The 25,230-nt window shown below is 44.0% G+C and carries 16 protein-coding genes; 2 read left to right on the top strand and 14 right to left on the bottom strand.

Annotated elements, in window-relative coordinates:
* Positions 1 to 6: 6 nt before the first annotated feature.
* The 13 genes from AC27KT_RS07945 to sdhC all read right to left on the bottom strand — a co-directional run bounded on the left by AC27KT_RS07945 (position 7) and on the right by sdhC (position 20,877).
* Positions 7 to 3,057 carry a TonB-dependent receptor gene (locus AC27KT_RS07945; RefSeq protein WP_487128876.1) on the bottom strand — a complete coding sequence of 1,017 codons (3,051 nt, stop codon included), beginning with the start codon at positions 3,055 to 3,057 and terminating at the stop codon, positions 7 to 9.
* 267 nt (positions 3,058 to 3,324) lie between these two features.
* Positions 3,325 to 4,827 (bottom strand): tryptophan halogenase family protein, encoded by a 1,503-nt coding sequence (locus AC27KT_RS07940; protein ID WP_487128874.1) that lies wholly within the window; start codon positions 4,825 to 4,827, stop codon positions 3,325 to 3,327.
* 9 nt (positions 4,828 to 4,836) lie between these two features.
* The gene (locus AC27KT_RS07935) at positions 4,837 to 6,327 is read right to left on the bottom strand and encodes a tryptophan halogenase family protein (protein WP_487128872.1); all 1,491 of its coding nucleotides are present in this window, start codon (positions 6,325 to 6,327) and stop codon (positions 4,837 to 4,839) included.
* Between the two features lie 185 nt (positions 6,328 to 6,512).
* Positions 6,513 to 9,380 carry a TonB-dependent receptor gene (locus AC27KT_RS07930; protein ID WP_487128870.1) on the bottom strand — a complete coding sequence of 956 codons (2,868 nt, stop codon included), beginning with the start codon at positions 9,378 to 9,380 and terminating at the stop codon, positions 6,513 to 6,515.
* A 503-nt stretch (positions 9,381 to 9,883) separates the two neighbouring features.
* Entirely contained in the window at positions 9,884 to 10,792 is a 909-nt protein-coding gene (locus AC27KT_RS07925) for a sialate O-acetylesterase (protein ID WP_487128868.1), read from the bottom strand.
* 163 nt (positions 10,793 to 10,955) lie between these two features.
* On the bottom strand, positions 10,956 to 11,828 hold the full coding sequence (gene sucD / locus AC27KT_RS07920) for a succinate--CoA ligase subunit alpha (protein WP_025255209.1): 873 nt from the start codon (positions 11,826 to 11,828) through the stop codon (positions 10,956 to 10,958).
* Positions 11,828 to 12,994 (bottom strand): ADP-forming succinate--CoA ligase subunit beta, encoded by a 1,167-nt coding sequence (sucC, locus tag AC27KT_RS07915; RefSeq protein ID WP_012518365.1) that lies wholly within the window; start codon positions 12,992 to 12,994, stop codon positions 11,828 to 11,830. Before sucC ends, sucD begins: the two co-directional genes overlap by 1 nt.
* 152 nt (positions 12,995 to 13,146) lie before the next feature.
* Positions 13,147 to 14,658: a 2-oxoglutarate dehydrogenase complex dihydrolipoyllysine-residue succinyltransferase gene (gene odhB / locus AC27KT_RS07910; RefSeq protein WP_487128865.1), complete on the bottom strand. Its 1,512-nt coding sequence runs from the start codon at positions 14,656 to 14,658 to the stop codon at positions 13,147 to 13,149.
* A 9-nt stretch (positions 14,659 to 14,667) separates the two neighbouring features.
* On the bottom strand, positions 14,668 to 17,487 hold the full coding sequence (gene sucA, locus AC27KT_RS07905; protein WP_487128863.1) for a 2-oxoglutarate dehydrogenase E1 component: 2,820 nt from the start codon (positions 17,485 to 17,487) through the stop codon (positions 14,668 to 14,670).
* 175 nt (positions 17,488 to 17,662) lie between these two features.
* Positions 17,663 to 18,373 (bottom strand): succinate dehydrogenase iron-sulfur subunit, encoded by a 711-nt coding sequence (locus AC27KT_RS07900; protein WP_012518362.1) that lies wholly within the window; start codon positions 18,371 to 18,373, stop codon positions 17,663 to 17,665.
* 14 nt (positions 18,374 to 18,387) lie between these two features.
* Positions 18,388 to 20,160 carry a succinate dehydrogenase flavoprotein subunit gene (sdhA, locus tag AC27KT_RS07895; RefSeq protein WP_487128860.1) on the bottom strand — a complete coding sequence of 591 codons (1,773 nt, stop codon included), beginning with the start codon at positions 20,158 to 20,160 and terminating at the stop codon, positions 18,388 to 18,390.
* 1 nt (position 20,161) lies between these two features.
* The gene (gene sdhD / locus AC27KT_RS07890; RefSeq protein WP_014949446.1) at positions 20,162 to 20,509 is read right to left on the bottom strand and encodes a succinate dehydrogenase, hydrophobic membrane anchor protein; all 348 of its coding nucleotides are present in this window, start codon (positions 20,507 to 20,509) and stop codon (positions 20,162 to 20,164) included.
* The gene (gene sdhC, locus AC27KT_RS07885) at positions 20,503 to 20,877 is read right to left on the bottom strand and encodes a succinate dehydrogenase, cytochrome b556 subunit (RefSeq protein WP_014998321.1); all 375 of its coding nucleotides are present in this window, start codon (positions 20,875 to 20,877) and stop codon (positions 20,503 to 20,505) included. The genes sdhD and sdhC overlap by 7 nt, the downstream gene beginning before the upstream one ends.
* Positions 20,878 to 21,580: 703 nt before the next feature.
* Between sdhC and AC27KT_RS07880 the strand changes: the two genes are divergently transcribed.
* Positions 21,581 to 22,858 (top strand): citrate synthase, encoded by a 1,278-nt coding sequence (locus tag AC27KT_RS07880; RefSeq protein ID WP_014949444.1) that lies wholly within the window; start codon positions 21,581 to 21,583, stop codon positions 22,856 to 22,858.
* A gap of 99 nt (positions 22,859 to 22,957) precedes the next feature.
* On the top strand, positions 22,958 to 23,380 hold the full coding sequence (locus AC27KT_RS07875; RefSeq protein ID WP_487128857.1) for a DUF3429 domain-containing protein: 423 nt from the start codon (positions 22,958 to 22,960) through the stop codon (positions 23,378 to 23,380).
* Between the two features lie 263 nt (positions 23,381 to 23,643).
* Here the strand turns inward: AC27KT_RS07875 and AC27KT_RS07870 are convergent, their stop codons facing one another.
* The gene (locus AC27KT_RS07870; protein ID WP_110289625.1) at positions 23,644 to 25,104 is read right to left on the bottom strand and encodes a phosphohexomutase domain-containing protein; all 1,461 of its coding nucleotides are present in this window, start codon (positions 25,102 to 25,104) and stop codon (positions 23,644 to 23,646) included.
* Between the last annotated feature and the right edge of the window lie 126 nt (positions 25,105 to 25,230).

Below are 25,230 nucleotides of genomic sequence, written 5' to 3'. Positions count from 1 at the left end.
TGTTTTTCATAGTTGATATGTCATCCCTAGGTAATATTGGGTTCCAAAGTATTGGATAGTGCCGGTTTGCTCTTCTGATGAGAAATAGCTCTTCGTTGGCTCGTCAGTTAGGTTATTAACTTGAAATAGTACGCTCCAATTGTCGTTAATCTCGTACGACGCTTGGTAATCGATAACCAATTCTTCATCAAAGTTAACCACCTGGTCGTTTACCGCTACTTGCTGCGAAACAAATGCATCGCGATATCGGCTAGACAAGCGAGTTTCAAAACCTTCGTATTCCCAAAACACGGTCAGCGTAGCAACGTTTTCAGAAAGACCTGGTAAGTTAGCGGCATACACGTCATCACCTAGCGTGCGCTGAATTTCACTTTCGGTGTAAGAGTAACTTGCGCTAACGCCTAAGCCTGACCACATGCCAGGTAGCATGCTATAAATTTGCGTATAAGCGATTTCTAAACCGCGAATATAGCCACCTTCGGCATTATTTACGGCTGTGCTGTAGCTACCATTTTCAGTGGGAACGGTAATAAAGATAGGGTCGCCATTTTCATCAAGCGCTAGTTCGGCTTCCTGTCCTGCAAACTCTGGCGTCAAGTAAACCGGCACGCTCACATTGTCAGGAATAACAATGCCGTTTGCTTCAAAATCATAAGGCTCTATTTCGATGTCTTCTACAAACGATTCAATGTCTTTATAAAAGCCAGCAACTACTAATGCGCCTTCCGTATCTGAGAAATAGTACTCCCATGAAACGTCATACTGAGTTGCATAGAATGGCTCTAAATAAGGGCTGTTACGGGCGTTACCGCTAACCCTTGCTGTAGGGTTAGAAAGCGTAATTTCTCCCGAGTCTCTGTCTTGGAAAGCGGTAACCGTTTCAATAGTCGTTGACGCATTCGCGGCAAAACGGTTTATTGGCGCTCTGCCCATCACTTTTGCAGCAGCTACACGAAGTTGCGTGTCATCTGTAAGTTTAAAGTTCAGGTTAATTGAAGGCAAAACGTCAGAATATTCGTGACTTATCAAGGCTGGGCGATAAAAGTTATTAATTAACCCTACGTCGTCGGCAATGTTTTGTGCACCAGCCGTAGGGTCACTAACTTCAACCGACGTTCCGGTCTCAAGGTCTTCAATTAACCGAGTAGCACGCTGTAGCGTCGTTGAACTTTGTTTACTTTTAACGTAACGAACACCAACATTACCTGTAACAGGAATACTGCCAATTTCTGTATTAATGTTTGCCATCAAGTAAGCAGAATTCACAGTTTCAAAGACATCACCACTTTCTTGTAGTGTCCACGCGGTAGCAGGCCCTGTACCTGGACCATTAATAACGCCGGCAGCGCCAGGTCCCCACGTTTGAACAGGCTGTGGCCTACCGCTTGGAAACCAAGCATTAAGTGCACTGTCTAGATCAACGGAAAGATAACTTGGAAAATAACCAAAATCACCGCTCCAATTTACCTCTTCGACCATATCAGAAGTTAACTGAAGTGGCGGTTCGCTTACTGAGAATGCACTGTCGTTTCCGTATTCAAACACAGAGCGGTCATTGTTATATTCCCGGTCTGAGTAACGATAGCCAAATTCGAAACCAGAAATGATTGGTACGTCGACGTAATACTGGAAATCGACGCGATAGGCATCTAACTCATCTTTGTTTTCATACGGATAAATACCGTATTTACTAACCATTACACGGTCTAAGTTTGTAAAAGCATCACTTTGATTAAAACCGATATCAGGTAAGTTTAATCCGTTGAGCAAATAAGAAATTTGGACGTTTTCGTCGAACACGGGGTTTGCCGCTGTCGCATCTTCGCCAACAAGCGACCACAGTAAGCCGTTTCTAAAGTCGCTTTCAGCACTTGAGCGGGAGACGTCAAACTGAACCGCTAAATCTGGCGATATTTCCCAATTAGCATTCACGCCTAAGTTGGTAACACTGTCGAAATCTTGATTGTCGTCGTTTACCAACTCAACACGGGTAAAGCTGTTGTCTGTACGAGAAAATGTGCCGCCAATTACGCTGTTATTTACTATTACAGGATTAGTTATACCAGCGTTTATTCCACCTAGCTTAACGCGAAATCCACGTGCAAAGGCTTCAGAGTCAAATTTCGAGATAAAAGCATCAGCTTTAAGTGTAAAGGTATCAATAGGTGCCCATTCAAACGCGGCAACGTAACCATCGCGAGTCTCTTCCCCGCCCTTGTGCTGCATTTCAAAGCCTTCTGAAATGAGTTCACAATTGGGGCAATCTGCTGGCCCGTCTATATCACCTTCAAGTCCGTCTACATCAACTTGACCGTTATAAGCTAAACCAATGAATTGAGTAGAAACGCTCGGTTGGAATAAACGAGCATAACCTAGTGATACACCAAGCGTATCGTCAAGGAATTTACCTTGGTATGAGAAACTCAGTCTATGTCCATACTCTGTAGCATCACTCACCTCTGACGCTCTATCGTTGTACATGCCTCGCATGTTGGCGCTGAATTTATGCTGCTCTTCAATGGCAAGTGGTGATGCAGTTTTAAGTTCTACCGTACCCGCAATTCCGCCTTCAATAAGCGATGCCTTGGGAGATTTATACACCGCTGCCTCGCTAATTAATTCGGACGGATATTGATCAAATTCAATAGCGCGACTTCCGCTGGTGGATACCTGCTCTCTACCGTTTAACGTAGAAAACACGAAATCGCCTGATAAACCGCGAATGTTTATTTGAGCTGCTTGTCCGCCGGTACGCACCGCCGAAATACCTGGCAAGCGGGTCAAAGCATCTGCCATCGACACATCGGGAAGTCCGCCCAAATCGTCTGCAGAAATTTGCTCAGAAACCGTGTCAGAGAAGCGTTTCTGGTTTAGTGATTGGATCAAGCTGGTACTAAAACCACGTACTTCAATACGCTCTAAGGTATCTTCTTGTGGTCGTTCAACTTCATCTACGGGAGTGTCTGGTGACTCTTGGGCATAAAGAGGAGCTGCGCTAAACGCGACCCCACTACTTATCAAGGCCGCCATGATAGTGCTGGGTTTGAATGTTTTCATTGGTGTCCCATTCCTTGTTTATTATCGACACTTTTAGGACTACTACACCCAAAAATGCCTCTTATGGAACACCAAATACTACTGGTTTGTATAAAAAGAGAGCAACGCTATGCATACGTATTCATTTACAATTATAAAACATAATTAAAACAAAAAGCAAAAGTGATTGTTTTATATAACTTTTAGAATGAGGGGTTTAGCAGATTAGCAGAGTTTGTTATGGGAAAATATAACATCATTGAAAGCCATCCCTAGCTCTCAGGGTTCTTACTCACCGTGTTGCTGTGCTAGAAGCACAGCATTATGATGTTCAAAATTCAACGCGCAGCCTTGAATAAAGCGCTCAATATTTTGCTCTTTATACAAATCCCCTCGACCAGGCTGGTTTTGTGCTAGTGCCGGAAATGCACCATAACCAGCAAATAAGCAATGCCATGATACTGAGTCCCAGTGCATACCTATATTCTGGCGCTTGATTTCATTCCCTAGATCTTCGCGATTAAACCAGGTGCTAATGATCGATTTAAGGGAGTCAGACAACACCATATTGTTTCTATTGTCACGCCAGTAGTCAGAATCGTTTCTTGTATTAAGCTTATAGTGCGCCACGATATAGTCTCGCACTCGGTCAAAACGTGCTTTCGCAAATGCATTGTAAGATACTCTCTCACTACTTGAAAAAGCGCCTTTTTCAAACATATCCGAGAAGTACTCTATACAAATCTGGACAAGGTGAAGCGCAGTTGCTTCGAGTGGCTCGATAAATCCTTGCGATAGGCCTAAAGCTAGACAGTTTTTATGCCAGTGCTGCTCTACTTGCCCGACTTTCATTTTAAGATGCCTAGCTTCTACATCGCTGTTTTCCAGCCCGAGATGTCGACGCAACTCTTCTTCTGCCTTGTCTTTTGCCAAATGTGAAGCACTATAAACATAACCATTTCCAGTGCGGTTTTGTAAAGGTATAGACCAGCACCAACCATTAGATAGCGCGGTTGACTGGGTCTCTACTTGAATTTTCTCCTGTGCGTGTGTGGGTAACACGACAGCTGAATCGTTAAACAGGTTATCAGAATAGGAATTAAATTTAACGCCTAAAGCCTGCTGCAATAGGGTTGAAGAGAATCCTGTACAATCAACGAAAAAGTCTCCTTCGATATTGCCTCTTTCTGTTACAAGATGGCTAATATCTCCGCTAGCATGAAGTGCCACGTCGCTGATTACGGCACTAACGTGGGTAACGCCCTTTTTAACCGCAACATCACGCAGATAGTTGCCCAGCAATGCGCTATCAAAGTGGTAGCCATATTCCATTCTAAATGGAAAATTTTCAGGCGTTAGAGGCGCTTTATTTTGTTTTGCCAATACACCGTTTAACAAAAAATCTTCTGGGTTGACGTGACTATCAAGACCTAGCCTTCGTGTTCGGCAGTTTACTTCAAAAGCACGCTGGGTAAAGGTGTCTGTTTGAGAGATAAAGGGATGGCGATACTGTTTAACACCGGAACCCGGACTCCAGTCACTAAACCGAATACTTACTTTGTACGTTGCATTACACTTAGGCATCCAATCACGCTCTTTGATTTTTAACTCTTCAAAAAAGCGCTTTAGTGTCGGTGTAGAACCCTCGCCTACACCGATAATGCCTATATCGGGAGATTCAACAAGGGTGATGTTAACCTTGTCCGATGGCCATTTATTTACAAAATAATTGGCTGCCATCCAGCCGGCAGTCCCGCCCCCGGCAATGACTATGTTCATTGGTCTATTCATATTAAACGGCTAACCACAAAACTGCTTCAAGAAGTCGTCATGAGTCGCAATTTTTCCAATCGGCTCGTTCTTAATGCGTTTAATGTTTTGCATTAGCTCTTGTAGCTTTTGCTCGGACAAGGCGTTTGCGAGAGGATGGTAATCACCTTGTGCGATACCTTGCCCTAGCAGTACCTGTAGCCAAGAACTTTCAAGGAACAAATCATTTTGCTCTCTGAACAAGTTACCTGATGCTCTAAATAGCTCAATTTTATGCGTCAAGCTTTCTGGCACTTCCATTTCTCGTAAATCCTTCCAGAAATGCGAGTCAGTTCGTTCATTGACATGGTAATGCAAAATTATAAAGTCGCGTATTTGTTCATATTCAAGCTGAGATTGTTTGTTGTACTCATCAATTTGATGTTGCTTGAAGCCCTCGTGTGGGAACAAGTGAATAAGCCTTACAACGGCTGATTGAATAAGGTGAATACTGGTTGACTCTAGGGGCTCCAGAAAACCGCTTGATAGACCAACAGCCACTACATTTTTATTCCACTGCTTGCGTCTTCGCCCGGTTTTAAAGCGAATAAAATTAGGGTCTGCCAGAGGCTTGGTATCCAAATTGTTCGACAATATTTCCAGCGCCTGATCATCGCTGTAATAGTTACTGCTGTAAACCAAGCCATTCCCATTACGGTGCTGTAACGGTATACGCCACTGCCATCCCGCAGAATGTGCTATTGAACGCGTGTAAGGCAACGTTTTTTCTAATCGTTCACTCGGCATGGCAACAGCGCGATCGCACGGTAGCCAATGAGACCAGTCTTCATAACCTGTATTCAATGTTTGCTGGGTAAGCAAACCTTTGAAGCCTGAACAATCAACAAATAGATCGCCTTCTAGGTGCTCACCGCTTTTCAGCGTGACGCCAGAGATGAAACCACTGTCAGCATCTTGTTTAACATCAACAATAATGCCCTCTTTACGCGTAACACCCATTGATTCACATTTCTTACGAAGAAATCGCGCATAAAGCGACGCGTCGAAATGATACGCATAAGGCATTTCGATAATCGGATCAGGTGACTTGATATGTGCAAACTTACCTGCTTTACATGCTAAGTAGTTGAGATCATATTCCCAAATAGAATCCGTAAGGCCAAGAGATTCGGCTCGCTTGAAGTAGTGATGAAAATGACAGAAAGCGTAACTTTTTCCAGGTGCGCCAAATGTATGAAAATAATCCTCACCTTTAACCCGCCAATTTTCGAACTTGATGGCAAGCTTCATCGTGGCATTAGTTTCTCGTAAGAATTCTTTTTCATCTATACCGAGAACATTGTTCAGCGTGATAATAGGAGGTATCGTCGCCTCGCCTACACCGACTGTACCAATGTCCTCTGATTCAATAAGAGTTACATCTACGCCCGCGCCAATGAGCCTTTTTATTACCGCAGCAGATATCCAACCAGCAGTACCACCGCCGACGATTACTACCTTTTTAACTGCTTTGTTATTCATATTTTTGCCATCACTTTATACCGCTACTTACACCGCTTTGATAACACGACCTGTATTGCGATACAACAAAAAAGCCCCAATACGTTTGACTGTTTTGGGGCTTTCAAATTGCATATTAACTACTAAAACTTCTGTTACGACATTCTTAGGCTCCCGCCTGCTTATAACAAGCGGGGGTAAGTCTATTAGAACGTGTAGTTGAAACCAAGTAGGAAGTTACGACCGTAACTTTGGAACTCAGTAATTTGACGACTGTCACCTGGATTAACACGAACAGTAGGCTCGTCAGTCAAGTTCTGGCCTTGAAGCGTAACGCGAAGCCCTTGAAGATACTCAATGCCAGACTCACTGAAATCGTAGCCAATCTGTGCGTCTATCTGCTTAACACCGTTATCTTCAATAGGTGCTAGAGAGAGACTAACTGCACGGGTCTCAGTAGCAAACGCGTCACGTTTAGTTCCAGAGACACGAATTTCAAAACCATTGCTTTCATAGAAAGCGGTTAGTGAGTAGGTCTCTTCTGACAAACCTGGTACCGCTTCACCATTTTCTAATTCACCGTCAAGGAAGGTCGCACTAGCGAACACACCAAAACCTTCAAGTGAATCGTGGATCATGTCAAACGGTAGACTACCCTGCAACTCCCAGCCACGAACAAACCCTTCAAGTCCATCTTCACGGAAGCTCACAATCCCGTTAAATGTACCTGGTGGAACAATATCGCTGTCGTCAAGAACACCATCATTATTTATGTCAGTTTCACCAGATGTTTCGTGGAAACCTTCAATATATGATTCACTAAAGTCACCAACAGTCTGGCCTGCAACGTGCCAGTTAGTCAGGTCTTTATAGAAGAAGCTAGCAGCGAAGTAACCTGAGTCTGCGAAGTAATTTTCGTAAGCAATATCAAACTGGTTCGCTTCAAGCGGTCTAAGACGAGCATTACCCGCGCTTGCAGACCATGGGCCATTAGCAACATTTGTTGAAGTAATTTGCTGGTCGTTGAAGGTAAAGCTCACTGTGTTATTCGGGCGCATGTCATCCATACGAGGACGGCTAATGACTTTCCCTAAAGCAGTACGAATAAACTGGTTCTCAGCAATTTCGAAGCTCAGGTTCAATGTTGGCAATACGTCAGTGTAAGAGTCGCCATCCGATACTGGAGTGACCGCAGTAAATCCTGTTGGACCAGTAGTCGTGTTAAAACCAGTACCTGCTTGGTCGACGTTGATAACCTGTAGTCCAAGATTACCAAAAACAAGCACATCACCAATTTCAGTTTCAATATCTAGCTTCGCGTATGCAGTTAGAATATCTTCTGAAATAGTATACGAGTCACCAAAGCGCCCATTCTCAAATAGTTCTGCTTCCGTCTCTATGTAGTAACCGCTTCTATATAAACCAAGACCATCGTATGCAATTACACCATCGATACCAATGTGACTCAAATCTGCTGTTCCGATTGGGTTTGGAACCAGTTCTTGATTTGGCCATTCTGGCGACGTTAGGTAAGCGCCATTATTATCTTTAGATTTTTCACGCTCTTGGTAGTTAACACCCGCAGTCAACTTAGTGAATACACCCCATTCAACAAAACCTTCTAGGTCAAGACGAACAGCATCAAGTGACTCTTCAAAAATTGGTTCGTTGACGAAACCGTCTTGTGCTGTATTAGGTCCAAAACCTTCTACACCTCGGAAGCGCTCTACTGGAGTTAGTGAACCACCCCAAGCCTGCGGTCCGGCTAGGTAGATTGAGTTAGGATCTGCTAAATTGACACTGTCTAAAGTAGGATGGTCACTGTAAACCGCGCCAGTAGAGGTCATTGTCCATGCACGTGGAGTAAGCGGTCGACCGTCAATTCCTGCACGACCTACACCGGAATAACTTTCTATATCAGTGATAGTTTTGTCCACTTCACCCATAGATACGTCTAACGTGGCTGTCCAGTTATCATTGATAACGTACTCAACATTTAGACCAAAAGTAGTGAGTTCTGCTTCTTGTTGACGAGAGTCGTTTCGGATTACAGATAAGAAACCATCGTAGTAACCAGAAGTTACGAGACCGTCTTCAACACCAGTGATTGTGTAAGCACCCGTGCCCCACTCTGCGCCACCTTCTTCAACGCCGCGACGTGCGTCATTTTCTTCAAAATCAATGTAAAGCGCATCGAACTGGATTTTTAAATTATCTGTGGGTGCATATTCAATTACACCAGCAACAGATGTACGTTCCAACATAGCTGAACGAGTAAATGAATCATGACCGCCAAGGATTACAGTTCCTTCAGGTACTTCAACACCTTCGGCTGCTTTTGCAGGGTCAGCGTCTGCATAACCCCAACCACGAAAGTACTGTTCTTGACGTGGTGATTCCATATCGGCAATAACTAACGCCACACCGAGCTTGTCGTCAGCGAATTGATCTACGTAGTTAAAAGATAGGCGATGACCTTTATTATCAAAATCAGGGTTACCTGCCTCTTCTTGGTTCGCTTCATATGTGCCGTTGAATGTTACCGTTTTTTGCGCGCTCAGTGGGCTAACGGTTTGAATATCAACAGTACCACCGATACCCTGAGTCATTAAGCCGGCTTCAGGAGTTTTATAAACTAAGATGTTTGAAACAATTTCCGTAGGATAAAGGTCAAATTCGACACCCCGGTTATCGCCCATACCTAATAGTTCGCGACCGTTCAATGTAGTACCTACATAGTTTTCGTTGAAACCACGAACAGAGATACCGCTAGTACGACCGTTACGGCGTTCACCAGCTAAACCAGGAAGACGAGCAATTGACTCAGCAATACTTGTGTCTGGAAGCTTACCAATGTCTTCAGCAGATAGCGCCTCTACAATTGACGTGTTATCCATTTTGATTGCTTGTGCACGTTGTAGGCTGCCGCGAATACCGCTTACCTGAATAACTTCAAGGTTATCTTCATCAACAGCATCAGCGTTTGCATCTTGAGCAAGTGCAGGTGCACAACCAAACGCCATACCGCCAGAGATAAGCGCAGCTTTTATTAGGTTGGGTTTAAATTGTTTCATAAAACGGGTGTCCCATACAGTTATAGTTGTTGTCTTTTTGTTGTTCTTATGACAAATAAATGACAATACATCTCACGGGGACAATGCTATAGAGGACCTAAGGTTTGCACAATTGCCTGCATACGTATTCAATAAAATTTATGCAACACTGTTTTAACAAGTCAAAACAAGCTAATGATGTAAATTTACAACATTTACCTGCTGAAACAGCCTAATTGTAAAATATTTATGAAATTATATTACGTGCAGACTGAGCCTTCAGATATGGAAATAAAATATGCATGCAAGATTGAGATTAAGTTTTTTAAAAGGCACGACATCAGTTAAACGCGCCAGTTTATAATTTCTAGTAACGACAACTACCTCAGTACTTTGTCAACAGTGTCGTGATACAAACATTCTGTCATCAACTTTTTTTATCCAAAAAAAATCGATTTCAAGCAAAAAAGCCCCGTAAAAACGAGGCTTTATATAAGTATTTGCTGACAACGCTCTAGTCTTTTTTAATTATCGCTATATCCACACTTTTCTGCGACTTGCTTATAAGCTAATGCAAAGTCTCTTCCCATTAGCATGAAGCTTTTACTGGTGTAATGCCAGGGGTCATCACCGTACGTATAACTATCAGAATTAGACATATAGCTGGCGCAACTGTCTGACTCGACATATCGTTGCTGAGCAAGGTGCACTCGCTCAATGTAGGGCATAATATCTTCTTCGCCCATTTCAGAATCGGTAATTTTGCCGATAACAACAGGCAGATCGTCTACCCTAAGTGCAGCACGAAACAAATTCATCATAGTTGTTAAATTGGTAAGGTATGCATTGGCTGACAATTCGCTTGCGTGCGCATCGGCTTCACCTTGCATCCAAATAATCCCCATAGGTTTTAACGAGTCTGGCTTGCCATCGCCATCGATATCGTTGACTGCGTAGGCGTTGTTAATTGTCTTTAGGGCATAATCGTACTGATTGAGGCCGTAGCCCTCAGTAAAATTCGGGTACCAGTTACTGTATCCCGTATTCAGCGCAAGCCCAGTTCCACCTACCGCATACTTTATAATGGCAATTTTTTTGTCTGGAAATTGCTGCTGTATATCTTTAGCAAAGGTTAATTCTGCTCCGAATCGCTCAGAAAGGGTGTTATTTCTTCCATCTGATTTGAAGCCAGTACCGTGGCCCGGTTGAAGTTTATCCCACTTCCCTACGCCGCCGTTTTCTTGATTATCAAAAACCCCATTTCCATGGAAAATCATCACGTCTTGTTCTTTTGATAAATCGTTTGGCAGTTCAGAAACGTAGCCATAGCCATCCATATTGGATTGTCCCGCCATAAAAAAAGTCAGGTATTCATCAGCTATAGTTGAGCAGGAAATCAGTGAAGCTAAACAGACTATTGCAGCGTTTTTCATAATAAGATTCTTCGCATAATTTATCGACGCGTTAAGACTACTGGTAAAGATGATCTTAACAAGGTGAATACGTTTGCAAGCAACTTAAGGCAACGTAATTTTTATTACAGGTATAAAAAAGCCCGCTTTTAGCGGGCTTTCAAACATATTAATAAGCGTTAGCTTACCAACCTGTAGTCTCGCGAAGCGCCTTGCCAATTTCAGCAAGTGAACGAACAGTTTTAACGCCTGCGTCTTCTAGTGCTTTGAACTTCTCATCAGCAGTACCTTTACCGCCTGCGATGATTGCACCAGCGTGACCCATACGCTTGCCTGGAGGAGCAGTAACACCCGCAATGTAAGAAACAACTGGCTTAGTTACGTTCTCTTTAATGAACGCAGCCGCTTCTTCTTCTGCAGTACCACCGATCTCACCGATCATTACGATAGCTTCAGTTTGAGGATCGTCTTGGAACATCTGAAGGATGTCGATGAAGTTTGAACCAGGAATTGGGTCGCCACCGATACCAACACAAGTAGACTGGCCGAAACCTTCGTCAGTAGTTTGCTTAACCGCTTCGTACGTAAGTGTACCAGAGCGAGAAACAATACCTACTTTACCAGGCTTGTGAATGTGACCAGGCATGATACCAATTTTACACTCTCCAGGAGTGATAACACCTGGACAGTTTGGACCAATCATGCGAACGCCTTTCGCTTCAACGTATTCTTTAACGTAAAGCATATCTAGCGTTGGAATACCTTCAGTGATACATACGATTAGCTCGATACCTGCATCTGCAGCTTCAACGATTGAATCTTTACAGAAAGGAGCTGGCACGTAGATAACTGTTGCAGTTGCGCCAGTTGCTTCTACCGCTTCACGTACAGTGTTGAACACTGGAAGACCTAGGTGCTCAGTACCGCCTTTACCTGGTGTTACGCCACCAACCATTTGCGTACCGTAAGCAATTGCTTGCTCAGAGTGGAAAGTACCCTGACCGCCAGTGAAACCCTGACAAATTACTTTAGTATCTTTGTTAATTAATACAGACATTATTTGCCCTCCGCTGCAGCAACAACTTTCTGCGCTGCATCAGTTAGCGATTCAGCAGCAATGATATCTAGACCAGAGTTCGCTAGAACTTCACGGCCAAGCTCTGCATTGGTACCTTCAAGACGTACAACTACAGGTACTTCTACGCCAACTTCTTTAACCGCACCAATGATACCTTCTGCAATCATGTCACAGCGAACGATACCACCGAAGATGTTAACCAATACTGCTTTAACGTTGTCATCAGAAAGGATGATTTTGAATGCTTCAGCTACACGCTCTTTAGTTGCGCCGCCACCAACGTCTAGGAAGTTAGCTGGCTTACCACCGTGTAGGTTTACGATGTCCATAGTACCCATTGCTAGGCCTGCACCGTTAACCATACAACCTACATTACCGTCTAGCGCAACATAGTTTAGTTCCCACTGAGCCGCGTGTGCTTCACGGGCGTCTTCTTGTGAAGGATCTTGCATATCTTTCAGCTTAGGCTGACGATATAGCGCGTTACCATCGATACCTACTTTCGCGTCTAGGCAGTGTAGGTTACCGTCAGTTTTAATAACTAGCGGGTTGATTTCGATAAGCGCAACGTCAAGCTCTTCAAACATCTTAGCTAGGCCAAGGAAAATTTGAGTGAATTGCTTGATTTGTACACCAGAAAGACCTAGAGCAAACGCCATTTCACGCGCTTGATAAGGCTGAGGACCTACAATTGGGTCGATTTCAGCTTTAAGGATTTTCTCTGGAGTTTCTTCTGCAACAGTTTCAATCTCAACGCCACCTTCAGTAGATGCCATAAATACAACGCGACGGGTTGTACGGTCAACTACTGCACCAAGGTAAAGCTCGTTTGCGATATCTGTGCAAGATTCAACTAGGATTTTGCTCACAGGCTGACCGTTTTCGTCAGTCTGGAAAGTCACCAAATTTTTGCCTAGCCAGTTTTCAGCGAAAGCGCGAATGTCGTCTTTGTTTTTAACTAGCTTTACACCGCCAGCTTTACCGCGACCGCCCGCGTGTACCTGACACTTAACTACCCACTCTTCACCGCCGATGCGGTCAGCGGCTTCTACAGCACCTTGAGCAGTGTCTGCTGCGTATCCTTCAGAAACAGGCAAGCCGTATTCTTTGAATAGCTGCTTACCTTGGTATTCATGCAAATTCATGGTGTTTCTATCCGATTTTTAGTAAGACAAAAGCCGCAAATGCGACTTGATTAGTTTGACTGATATTATAGGGAAAATATCAGCGTTGCGTTAGGCGCCTAGCTAGCATACACAAGCTAAACGCCTAACCACAATTCCGCGAGACGAAAGTCTTATACGTCTAGAAGTAGACGTGTTGGATCTTCAAGCATCTCTTTAACGGTTACCAAGAAACCTACTGATTCTTTACCATCGATAATACGGTGGTCATAAGAAAGTGCTAGGTACATCATTGGTAGAATTTCTACTTTGCCATTAACAGCCATTGGGCGATCTTGGATTTTATGCATACCCAAGATTGCGCTCTGTGGCGGGTTAATGATTGGTGTAGACATTAGTGAACCAAACACACCACCGTTGGTGATTGTGAAATTACCACCTTGTAGTTCAGCCAATGACAGCTTACCGTCACGGCCTTTAAGTGCTAGTTCCTTAATTCCTTTTTCAACACCCGCCATGCCTAGTGTGTCAGTATCTTTAAGTACTGGCGTTACAAGGCCACGTGGTGTGGAAACAGCAATCGATACATCGAAGTAGTTGTGATAAACAATGTCATCACCGTCGATAGACGCGTTAACTTCAGGGAAACGTTTAAGGGCTTCTGTTACCGCTTTCACGTAGAAAGACATGAAACCAAGGCGAATACCGTGACGCTTCTCGAAGCTGTCTTGGTACTGCTTACGAAGGTCCATGATTGGCTTCATGTTAACTTCATTGAACGTAGTTAACATTGCCGTAGAGTTCTTCGCCTCTAGAAGGCGGTTAGCAATAGTTTTACGAAGACGAGTCATAGGAACACGCTTCTCAGTGCGGTTACCTGTTGGTAAATCTGCAACGGGTGCTTCAGCAGCTGCTGGTGAAGCCTTCTCTGAGCTATCGCCGCCTTTAAGGTACTTTTCTACGTCTTCTTTAGTGATACGGCCATTTTTGCCAGTGCCTTTCACTTTAGCTGCGTCTACGCCTTTTTCAGCAAGTAGACGACGTACAGACGGACTAAGCGCATCGCTGCTGTCATCACTGTCATCGCTTTCGCTAGATGCTGCTGGAGCAGAAGCACCACTTGCAGCACCTTCTACAAACTTTGCGATAACTTCTTCAGCAGTAACTGTTGCACCTTCTTCTGCAATGATTTCTGCAAGAGAACCATCAGCAGGTGCTACCACTTCAAGAACAACTTTATCTGTCTCGATATCTACCAAATTTTGGTCGCGAGATACTGCTTCGCCTACAGCTACGTGCCATGTTGCGATTGTCGCGTCAGCTACAGATTCAGGAAGTACCGGTACTTTAACGTCAGATGCTTTTCCAGAAGCCGCTGGAGCCGCCTCTGATTTTGATTCGTCTTTTGCCTTGCTTTCTGTTTTAGCTTCAGCCGGTGCTGCTGCACCGCCTTTTTCTAATTTAGCAATAACTTGCTCGCCTAAAACAGTTGCACCCTCTTCATTTAGGATCTCACCAATTGTACCGTCCGCTGGCGCCACAACTTCTAAAACCACTTTATCAGTTTCAATATCAACCAGGTTCTGGTCTCGTTTAACTGCGTCACCGGCCTTTACGTGCCAGGTTGCAATGGTGGCATCGGCAACTGACTCAGGTAGAACCGGAACTTTTATCTCAATTGTCATTACTGTTCCTTATTTAATTGTGAGTGCGTTTTCAACCAGGGCTTTCTGTTGCTGGTTGTGAACGGATACATAACCTACTGCAGGTGACGAGGATGCATCACGGCCTGCATATGTTAATTTTGCACCATCTGGAATTGCTTGCCAGAAGTGGTGTTGGCTACAGTACCAAGCGCCTTGGTTTTGAGGCTCCTCTTGACACCAAACCCAATCTTTTACATGGCTGTATTGTGCCACAACTTTAGCGCATTCTTCTTGTGGGAATGGATAAAGTTGCTCTAAACGGATGATTGCGACGTCTGTTTGCTCATTTTTACGGCGCTGGTCTAACAAATCGTAATAAACCTTGCCCGAACACATGACAACACGCTTCACGTTCTTCGGGTCGATATCATCAATTTCACCGATTACGTTATGGAATTTACCTTCGGCTAGTTCTTCAAGTGAAGATACCGCAAGAGGATGACGTAATAGTGACTTAGGCGACATTACGATAAGTGGCTTACGCATAGGGCGCACCACTTGGCGACGAAGCATGTTGTAAACCTGAGCAGGTGTAGAAGGTACACACACTTGCCAGTTGTGATCGGCACACATTTGAAGGAAACGTTCAAGACGTGCAGAGCTATGCTCTGGACCTTGACCTTCGTAACCGTGTGGAAGTAAAACGGTAAGACCACACAGACGGCCCCACTTTGCTTCACCTGAACTCAAGAACTGATCAAAAACAACCTGCGCACCGTTAGCGAAGTCACCAAACTGGGCTTCCCAGATGGTTAGGCAAGTAGGTTCGGCTGTCGCATAACCATACTCAAATGCCATCACTGCTTCTTCCGAAAGCACAGAGTCGTAAATTTCAATTTCACCCTGACCTTCGCGAATATGTTGCAGAGGCATATACGTCGATGCGTCTTTTTGATTGTGTAATACCGCGTGACGGTGGAAGAAAGTACCACGGCCAGAATCTTGACCTGTAATACGAATATCTTCGCCAGCATCTACGATAGTGGCATACGCCAAGTTTTCGGCCATACCCCAATCAAGTAGTTTTTCACCTGCGACCATTGCTTTACGATCTTGGTAAAGCTTGTTTACGCGAGACTGAAGCTTGTGCTCTTCAGGGATAGTAGTGATTGACTCACCTAGCTCTTTAAGCTTTTCAACTGAAAGCGAACCATCGTAAGGCGTATCCCAGTCATGACCAAGATATGGAGACCAGTCAACGCTGTGCTCTGTCATTGGACGCCACTCTTCAACAACGCACGCGCCATGGTCAAGAGCTTCACGGTACTCTTCAACATAACGATCTGCATCACGTTGCTCTATCACACCTTCAGCAATTAACTGATCAGCATAGATTACGCGTGGAACTGGATGCTTTTTAATTTTTTGGTACATCAACGGCTGCGTAGCATTTGGCTCATCCGCTTCGTTGTGACCATGGCGACGGTAACAAACTAAATCAATTACAACGTCTTTCTTAAACTTATTGCGGTATTCAAGCGCAAGCTGTGTAACAAAGGCAACCGCTTCAGGGTCGTCAGAGTTCACGTGGAAAATAGGAGCCTGTACCATTTTAGCAATGTCAGTACAGTATTGTGTAGAACGGGTATCTTCAGTTTTTGACGTCGTGAAGCCAACCTGGTTGTTTACCACGATTCGAACTGTACCACCCACAGCAAAGCCACGAGTTTGTGACATGTTGAAGGTTTCTTGAACTACACCCTGACCTGCTATTGCCGAGTCACCGTGAATAGTAATTGGAAGTACAGTATTGGTGTCGTTGTTGCGGCGAGCGAGACGTGCACGTACTGACCCCATTACTACTGGGTTAACAATTTCAAGGTGAGACGGGTTAAATGCTAGCGCTAAGTGAACGTTGCCACCAGGCGTTGCAAAATCTGAAGAGAAGCCTGCGTGATATTTAACGTCACCTGCACCTAGTGAGTCGTCGTGCTTACCTGAGAATTCGTCAAACAGGACAGAAGGGTTTTTACCCAACACGTTAACTAGTACATTCAGACGACCACGGTGAGCCATGCCGATAACCACTTCTTTGGTACCCGCAGTGCCCGCTTTGGTAATTAAACCTTTAAGCATTGGAATAAGCGCATCGCCACCTTCTAGTGAGAAACGCTTCGCGCCTGGGAACTTAGAGCCCAAGTACTTTTCCATGCCATCAGCAGCAGTTAAACCTTTTAAGATACTGAGCTTCTCATCACGTGAGATTTCAGGTTTGGCCTGTACTGATTCAATTTTTTGCTGTAACCAACGCTTTTGGTCGGTATCGGTGATATGCATGTACTCAGCACCGATTGAACCGCAATACGTTCTGTTAAGCGACTTGAACAACTCACCCAATGACATAGCGTCTTTACCGATGGCATAAGAACCAACGTTAAATACTGAATCAAAATCTTGTTCAGAAAGGTTGTGGTGAGAAAGTTCTATGTCGCGAACGCGTTCTTGCTTCCATAGACCTAGCGGATCTAAGTTCGCATTTTGATGACCGCGGAAGCGGAAAGCATTGATTAACTGGAGAACTTTAACTTGCCTATCATCAGAAACATTTGCTGAAGGCACTAATGGACTAGACATACGGGCCGTTGGCCCTAACGCAGCAAGTTGCCTAAACTGATTTTTAATTGCTGTATGATTGGTTTCTAACTCTACGCCATCGACTTTGGGGAGGTTATCGAAGATTTGCCGCCAAGTTTCAGAGACACTCTGAGGGTCTTCTAAATAGGCTTCATACAACTCTTCAACATAGGCAGCGTTGGCACCTGCCATGTGCGAGGAATCCCACCACGCTTTCATCACGCTTTCTTGCATTTAATTTGCCTTGCTACGTTTTATAAAATCTAGTTAACAATCAAGATGTATTATAAGGTTATTCTCAGCATAACCAAGTGTTATAACAGTGAATACATAAAAAAATAGCCATCCTTTTGGGATGGCTATTTAGAGCATCACTATCTGTAACAGCAAAAGTTATCAGAATATAGTACTAAACAGCCCGTTGTAAAAGCATAGACTTAATTTGGCCTATTGCTTTTGTTGGGTTTAAGCCCTTAGGACATACACTCACACAGTTCATGATACCGTGACAGCGGAATACGCTGAACGCATCATCAAGGTCGTTAAGACGCTCTTCAGTTGCTGTATCACGGCTATCGATAAGGAAACGATAAGCGTGAAGCAAACCAGCTGGACCGATGAACTTATCAGGGTTCCACCAGAACGATGGGCATGACGTTGAACAACATGCACATAGAATACACTCGTAAAGACCGTCTAGCTTCGCACGCTCTTCTGGCGACTGTAAGTGCTCGCGCGCTGGCGGCTGTTTACTGTCGTTGATTAAGAACGGCTTAATCTTTTCATACTGCGTGTAGAACTGCGTCATATCAACAACAAGGTCACGAACAACAGGTAGACCTGGAAGTGGACGAACTACTATTTTACCTTTGCCCAGTGCAGAAAGCGGTGTAATACATGCTAGGCCATTTTTGCCGTTCATGTTCACACCATCAGAACCACACACACCTTCACGGCAAGAGCGACGGAAAGAAAGCGTCGGATCTTGCTCTTTAAGTGCAAGTAGCGCGTCTAGCACCATCATGTCCTGACCTTCCTCTACTTCTAGAGTGTAGTCTTGCATGCGAGGCTTCGCATCTACTTCTGGGTTGTAACGATAAATCGAAAAAGTTAATTGCATGATCGTTGCCTCTCTTAATATGAACGCACTTTAGGCGGGAATGCTTCCCTAAGCTTAGGCGCCATATTCACTTCACGTTTAAGCATTTTATCAGTGTTCGGATCGTAGATGCTGTGGCATAGCCAATTGTCATCGTCACGGTCCGGGAAGTCGAAGCGGCTGTGCGCGCCACGGCTTTCCGTTCTGAAGTTCGCTGCTACTGCTGTGCTGTACGCGGTTTCCATAAGGTTATCTAGCTCTAGACACTCAATACGCTGAGTATTGAAATCTGAACTCTTATCATCAAGGCGTGCATGCTTAAGACGCTCGCGAATTTCGCTAAGCTCTTTAAGCCCTTCTGCCATGGCATCACCTTCACGGAATACTGAGAAGTTAAGCTGCATGCATTTCTGCAAGTCTTTCTTAATTTGTACTGGGTCTTCGCCCTTACCTTTTTCTGAATTTTCCCAACGGTTGAAACGCGTCATAGAAGCTTCAAGATCAGACTCTGATGCATCGCGTGTTGGTGCCATTTCAGACAGTGTCTTACCAAGGTGTAAACCAGTCGCACGACCGAATACAACAAGGTCAAGTAGTGAGTTACCGCCAAGACGGTTCGCACCATGTACAGATACACAGGCAATCTCACCACATGCAAATAAACCGTTAACAACCTTATCGTTACCGTTTTCATCAACAGTTAAACATTGGCCATCAACGTTCGTAGGAATACCACCCATCATATAGTGACAGGTAGGAATAACCGGAATTGGCTCTTTCACTGGGTCAACGTGTGCAAACGTACGTGAAAGTTCAAGGATACCTGGTAGACGAGACTCAAGAACGTCTTTACCAAGGTGGTCAAGCTTCAGCTTGATATGAGTACCCCATGGGCCTTCACAACCGCGACCTTCGCGGATTTCGGTCATCATTGAACGTGCAACAACGTCACGGCCAGCAAGGTCTTTCGCGTTAGGCGCATAGCGTTCCATGAAACGCTCGCCGTCTTTATTAAGAAGGTAACCACCTTCACCACGACAACCTTCTGTTACCAATGTCCCTGCGCCAGCGATACCCGTTGGGTGGAACTGCCACATTTCCATATCCTGAACCGCAACACCTGCACGAAGTGCCATACCAACACCGTCACCGGTATTGATGTGCGCGTTTGTAGTAGATGCGTAAATACGACCCGCGCCACCTGTTGCAAGTACAACTGCGCGAGATTTGAAGTAGACTACTTCACCAGATTCGATATCAATCGCGGTACAACCAACAACGTCACCGTCTTGGTTCTTAACTAGGTCAAGTGCATACCACTCAGAGAAAACTTTTGTTTTGTTCTTTACGTTTTGCTGGTAAAGAAGGTGTAGAAGCGCGTGACCAGTACGGTCAGCAGCTGCTGCTGTACGAGCGCCCTGCTCGCCACCAAAGTTCTTAGATTGGCCACCAAAAGGACGTTGGTAGATTTTACCATTTTCGAAACGAGAAAACGGTAGACCCATGTTTTCCATTTCGATAATGGCTTCTGGACCAGTTTTACACATGTATTCGATAGCGTCTTGGTCACCGATATAATCAGAGCCCTTAACGGTGTCATACATGTGCCATTCCCAGTTGTCTTCGTGTGAATTACCAAGTGCTACGGTAATACCACCCTGTGCAGACACAGTGTGAGAACGGGTTGGAAATACTTTAGATAACAGTGCACATGATTTACCAGACTGCGAAATCTGTAGTGCGGCGCGCATACCTGCACCGCCGGCACCAATTACAACTGCATCAAACTCGTGAACGGGTAAACTCATTTTACACTCCCCACAATACGAATAGGCCAACAGCTACATAGCCGAATGCGATGATATTTAAGATATATTGTAGTCCTGCGCGCAGACCTGCTGATTTAACATAGTCTGTAAGCACCTGCCAAAGGCCGATGCGCACGTGGATCATCACTGCTACTAGTGCTGCCAATGTGAAAACTTTCATAGCTAGGCCAGAGAATAACCCTCGCCATTCGATAAACGTTAGGTTATCGGTGGTAATAAAGAACCACGCCATGAAAACCGAGTACGCGAATATAATTGCTGCTGTAGCGCGAAGTGAAACGTAATCTTGTACGCCGTCACGCTTAATGCTTGCTTGGTTGGTTACCATAGTGCAACTCCCAATACTACGGTCAGTACAACCCAAAGTGCGATTACTGCTTTTGCACTTGTGTTACCCGACTCTAATTCTTCCCAGTGACCTAAATCCATAACAACGTGTCTTAGGCCGCCTAGAATGTGATACGTCAGCGCTGAAGCTGTGCCAATTGCGACAAATTTTCCAAGGAAACCGTCCATGATTGCTTGAACGTCCGCGAAACCTTCCGGCGAGTGAACAGAAACTGCCCATGCCCAAATAACAAAAAGTAGCGCGAAGAACATTGCAACACCGGTTACGCGGTGGAGAATTGACGAAATAGCAGAGGGCGGAAATTTAATAGTATTGAGTTCTAAATTTACTGGTCTTTGCTTTTTCACAATGTATGCCTGTTTAATCCGTAGGGGATAATGAATTTCTTACCTTTATTATGTCCTGAGTAAGTGAATTCGATTTTTAACCTGTTAATTGCCTCGTCCAATGAGTTGTTAACAATTTGTGAATTATTCTTTAATGCTTGTAACAGAATAAATATTCTGTTTTCCAAGCACCGCTGAGTATATCCAGCGTAGTATATAATTACAATTTTTTGTGCCGTAGTAAGACTTTAGTCGCTATGTACACTTTTGTGATAATTATTTTGCTCAAAAAGAGATCAAAACTGTGCACAACACGTTATAACAAGCGCAATTACAGTATTTCGAGTTTATCAGTAGAGAAATGGAATAACTATGCATATCAATAAGAAATTAAGCACTTTTAATCTGTATGCGTATTTATTCCACATCAAAAGGTTACTTTTTAAACTAAGCTGTTAATATATTTATCGATCGGTGGTTTACCTTTGTCGAAAAGCCATTGATAATTGCACTGTATCGGGCAAAGTGAATTCCCAACGAGTTAATTGAACGTTATCTGATTGCTATTATTTTTTTAAGCAATTCGGAATATTTATTGTGCATATATGCAATTAAATTGACTTGTTGGTGCATAATAAAGTACAAATACGCCCACTTTTCCCAACGAAGCGGATATTTTCGTCCGTTTTCGCTGCAAACAGAACCATTCTGAGGAGAGCATTTTATGGCAGATCAGAAAGCCATTCTTAAAGCCGGCGGTAAGGAAATCGAGCTTCCTATCTTGTCTGGCACCGAAGGACAAGATGTAATCGATGTCCGTACGTTAGGCCAACACGGTTATTTCACGTACGACCCAGGTTTTATGGCGACAGGATCTTGCGAGTCATCAATCACTTATATTGACGGCGCTCAAGGTGTGTTATTACACCGAGGTTTCCCTATTGAAGAACTAGCGCGTGACGCAGACTACTTAGAAGTTTGTCACATGCTTCTTCACGGTGATGCACCAACAAAAGAACAGTACGAAGAATTTAAAGAGACAATTACTCGTCACACCATGGTACATGAACAAATTAACATGTTCTTCCACGGTTTCCGCAACGACGCGCACCCTATGGCAATGCTATGTGGTACCGTTGGCGCTATGTCTTCGTTCTATCACAGCGATTTAGACGTTTCTAATGAAGAGCAGCGCATTCGCAGCGCGCATCGCCTAATTGCAAAAATGCCTACCCTTGTTGCTATGTGCTACAAGTACAATGTAGGTCAGCCGTTTGTTTATCCACGAAACGACTTAAGCTATGCAGCAAACTTCCTGAACATGATGTTCTCTGTACCAGCAGAAGAATATCAAATCAGCCCAGCTGTTGAGCGCGCGATGGACCGTATCTTTACGCTTCACGCAGACCACGAACAGAATGCTTCAACGTCTACCGTTCGCCTAGCCGGTTCTTCTGGTGCAAACCCATATGCATGTATTTCAGCTGGTGTTGCTTCACTTTGGGGTCCTGCTCATGGTGGTGCAAACGAAGCATGCCTGAACATGCTAGAAGAAATTGGCACTGTTGATCGTATTCCTGAGTTTATTGCTCGCGCTAAAGACAAGAACGACCCGTTCCGTCTAATGGGCTTCGGTCACCGCGTTTACAAAAACCACGATCCTCGTGCAACCGTAATGCGTGAAAGCTGTCACGAAGTATTAAGCGAACTAAACGTAAAAGATCCACTGCTAGAAGTAGCGATGGAACTTGAAAAGATTGCGCTTAGCGACCCGTACTTCGCAGAGAAGAAGTTGTTCCCGAACGTAGACTTCTATTCTGGTATCGTACTTAAAGCGATTGGTATTCCAACTAACATGTTCACGTGTATCTTTGCCCTTTCTCGTACAGTAGGCTGGATTTCTCACTGGCATGAAATGATGAGCGACCCTAAACAAAAAATTGGTCGTCCTCGTCAGCTTTACACTGGTCACAACCAGCGTAAGTACACGCCAATTAAGTAGTAAATTAGTAAATACTGAACTAAGTATTACGCTTAATAGTAAAAATAGCGCCTTTAAGGCGCTATTTTTGTTTATACAAGATTACTTCAAGGAACAACAATGCCCTATTCATCGGTTTTTCTAGGTATTGCCGGTCTCATTCCTTTTGTGGCTATGCCACTGGCTTATCAGCTTAACCTGTTATCGCTTACTCAAAGCGCCGTTTACTTTGTCCAATACTCAGCCGTGCTATTGTCTTTCTTTGGTGGTATCCATTGGTGGGATGCAATAAGTAATCAACGTTACGACAAGCAAATGCTAGTCGCTATGTTGCCGACCATAGTTGGGTGGTTGTGTTTAGTGTTCTCTCACGACGTAAAGGTGTTTGGCGTTTTATCGCTAAGCTACGTCGCCGTACTTATTTACGACAAATTTGTCCTTAGCCTTCCTAAAGAGCAGATAGTAAGTTACATAAGCTTACGGATGGGATTAACAAGTCTCGTTGTTTTCTGTCACGCCTGGATGATTTACTTGCTCGTCTAACATTGTTACTAACAGCTTAGCATTAAAGGCATGACATTAGTTAATTGTGAAAAAGTAATAGAGGCAAAAGCCTGCGGTGATTAAGCGAGTGCCTAACTCAACTAACGAGGTTACGCATAACCTTCATAAGTAATTGATAAAAAAAGATTTAACAGATATAAATCTCGAAAACAAAAAAGGCGATAATATCGCTATATTATCGCCTTCGTTTTTTACTTATCTAGGGCCTGTTGACCTTGCGTTATTAACGAAAAGTACCGTGGTTATTCAGCGCGAATAAGCGAAAGTAGCTCTTCGGTTTTTTGTTCCATCAACGCAATGTCGCCTTTACTTTCAACGTTTAAACGAATAACTGGCTCAGTATTCGATTTACGTAAATTAAAGCGCCAAGTACCAAATTCCAGACCCAAACCATCGGTAGTATCGATTACGCTGGCTAGTGGCTGATATTTACTTGTAACGCGTTCCAGCGCTGCGTCAGCATCTTTTAGTTTACTGTTAATTTCACCAGAAGATGGAAACGCTTCAATTCGCGCTTTTACCATGCTCGCTAGTGTTTGCTTTTTCACACACACCAATTCGGCAATTAACAACCAAGGGATCATGCCTGAATCACAGTAGGCAAAATCTCTAAAGTAATGGTGGGCACTCATTTCACCGCCGTATACCGCGTCTTCTTTGCGCATACGCTCCTTTATAAACGCATGGCCGGTTTTCGACTTAATAGGTGTGCCACCTGCATTCGCTACGATATCTTCTGTATTCCAGTATACGCGAGGGTCATAAATGATTTTACTGTCGGTGTTTTTCTCGATAAAGGCTTCAGCAAGCAAGCCAACAATATAATATCCTTCAATAAATTCACCATCAGCGTCAAACAAGAAGCAACGGTCGAAATCACCATCCCATGCAATGCCAAAATCAGCTCCCGACGCTTTAACGGCATCGGCCGTGTCAGCACGGTTTTCAGGTAACAATGGATTAGGGATGCCGTTTGGAAATGTACCATCAGCATTGTGATGTACTTTAACAAACTCTATCGGAACACCCTGTACTTTCATTTCTTTTTCAATAGCGTCTAGCGCGGGGCCTGCGGCACCATTACCTGCATTAACCACCACTTTTAACGGCGTAAAATTGCTCAAATTAACGTAAGAGAGCATGTGAGAAACATAGTCAGACATACACGATTTGACCGCATATTTATCGGTTTCAGAAAGCTTGTCTTCTTTTACATGGGCCGTACCGTTAAAAAACGCATCAGCATCAATTAACGCACCCTCAGTGTAGTGTGCTAATCGCTCTGACACGAAGCTATCTTCTAGTGCTTCCGCTTTCTCTTTTATCGCGTTTAGGCCTGTGTCGCCACTAATTGGAACAGAACCTGACTTCACCAGTTTCATACCGTTGTAATTAATGGGGTTATGACTTGCTGTTACTTCAATACCACCATCAACGCCAAGGTGTTTGGTAGCGAAGTAAATTTCTTCTGTTCCTGCCATGCCAATATCGGTCACTGTTGCACCAGCATCGATAAGACCCGCGCTTAACGCTAATTTTAATGGTGTTGACGTAAGACGCACATCACTACCAACAACAACAGTTTTTGCATTTAATTCTTGCGCAAAAGCATAGCCAATTCGATACGCTACATCTTCAGTCAGCTGTGAATTCAATTCGCCACGAATATCGTACGCTTTAAAGCAGGTAATTGGGGTTGCCATTTGGATCGAAATTCCCTGTGTTTTAACTATTTATGATTACATTATCGCCTTTTACAACAAAAAAGCGCATACGCCCCCTTCGTTATTGTCGTAAAAGAGATTAGACATGCCGATATTAAATCATTA

The organism is Alteromonas sp. 5NW40-0090 (genome assembly GCF_057552975.1).
The sequence above is the reverse complement of the archived record's forward strand: the minus strand, read 5'-3'. Positions and strand labels throughout refer to the sequence as shown.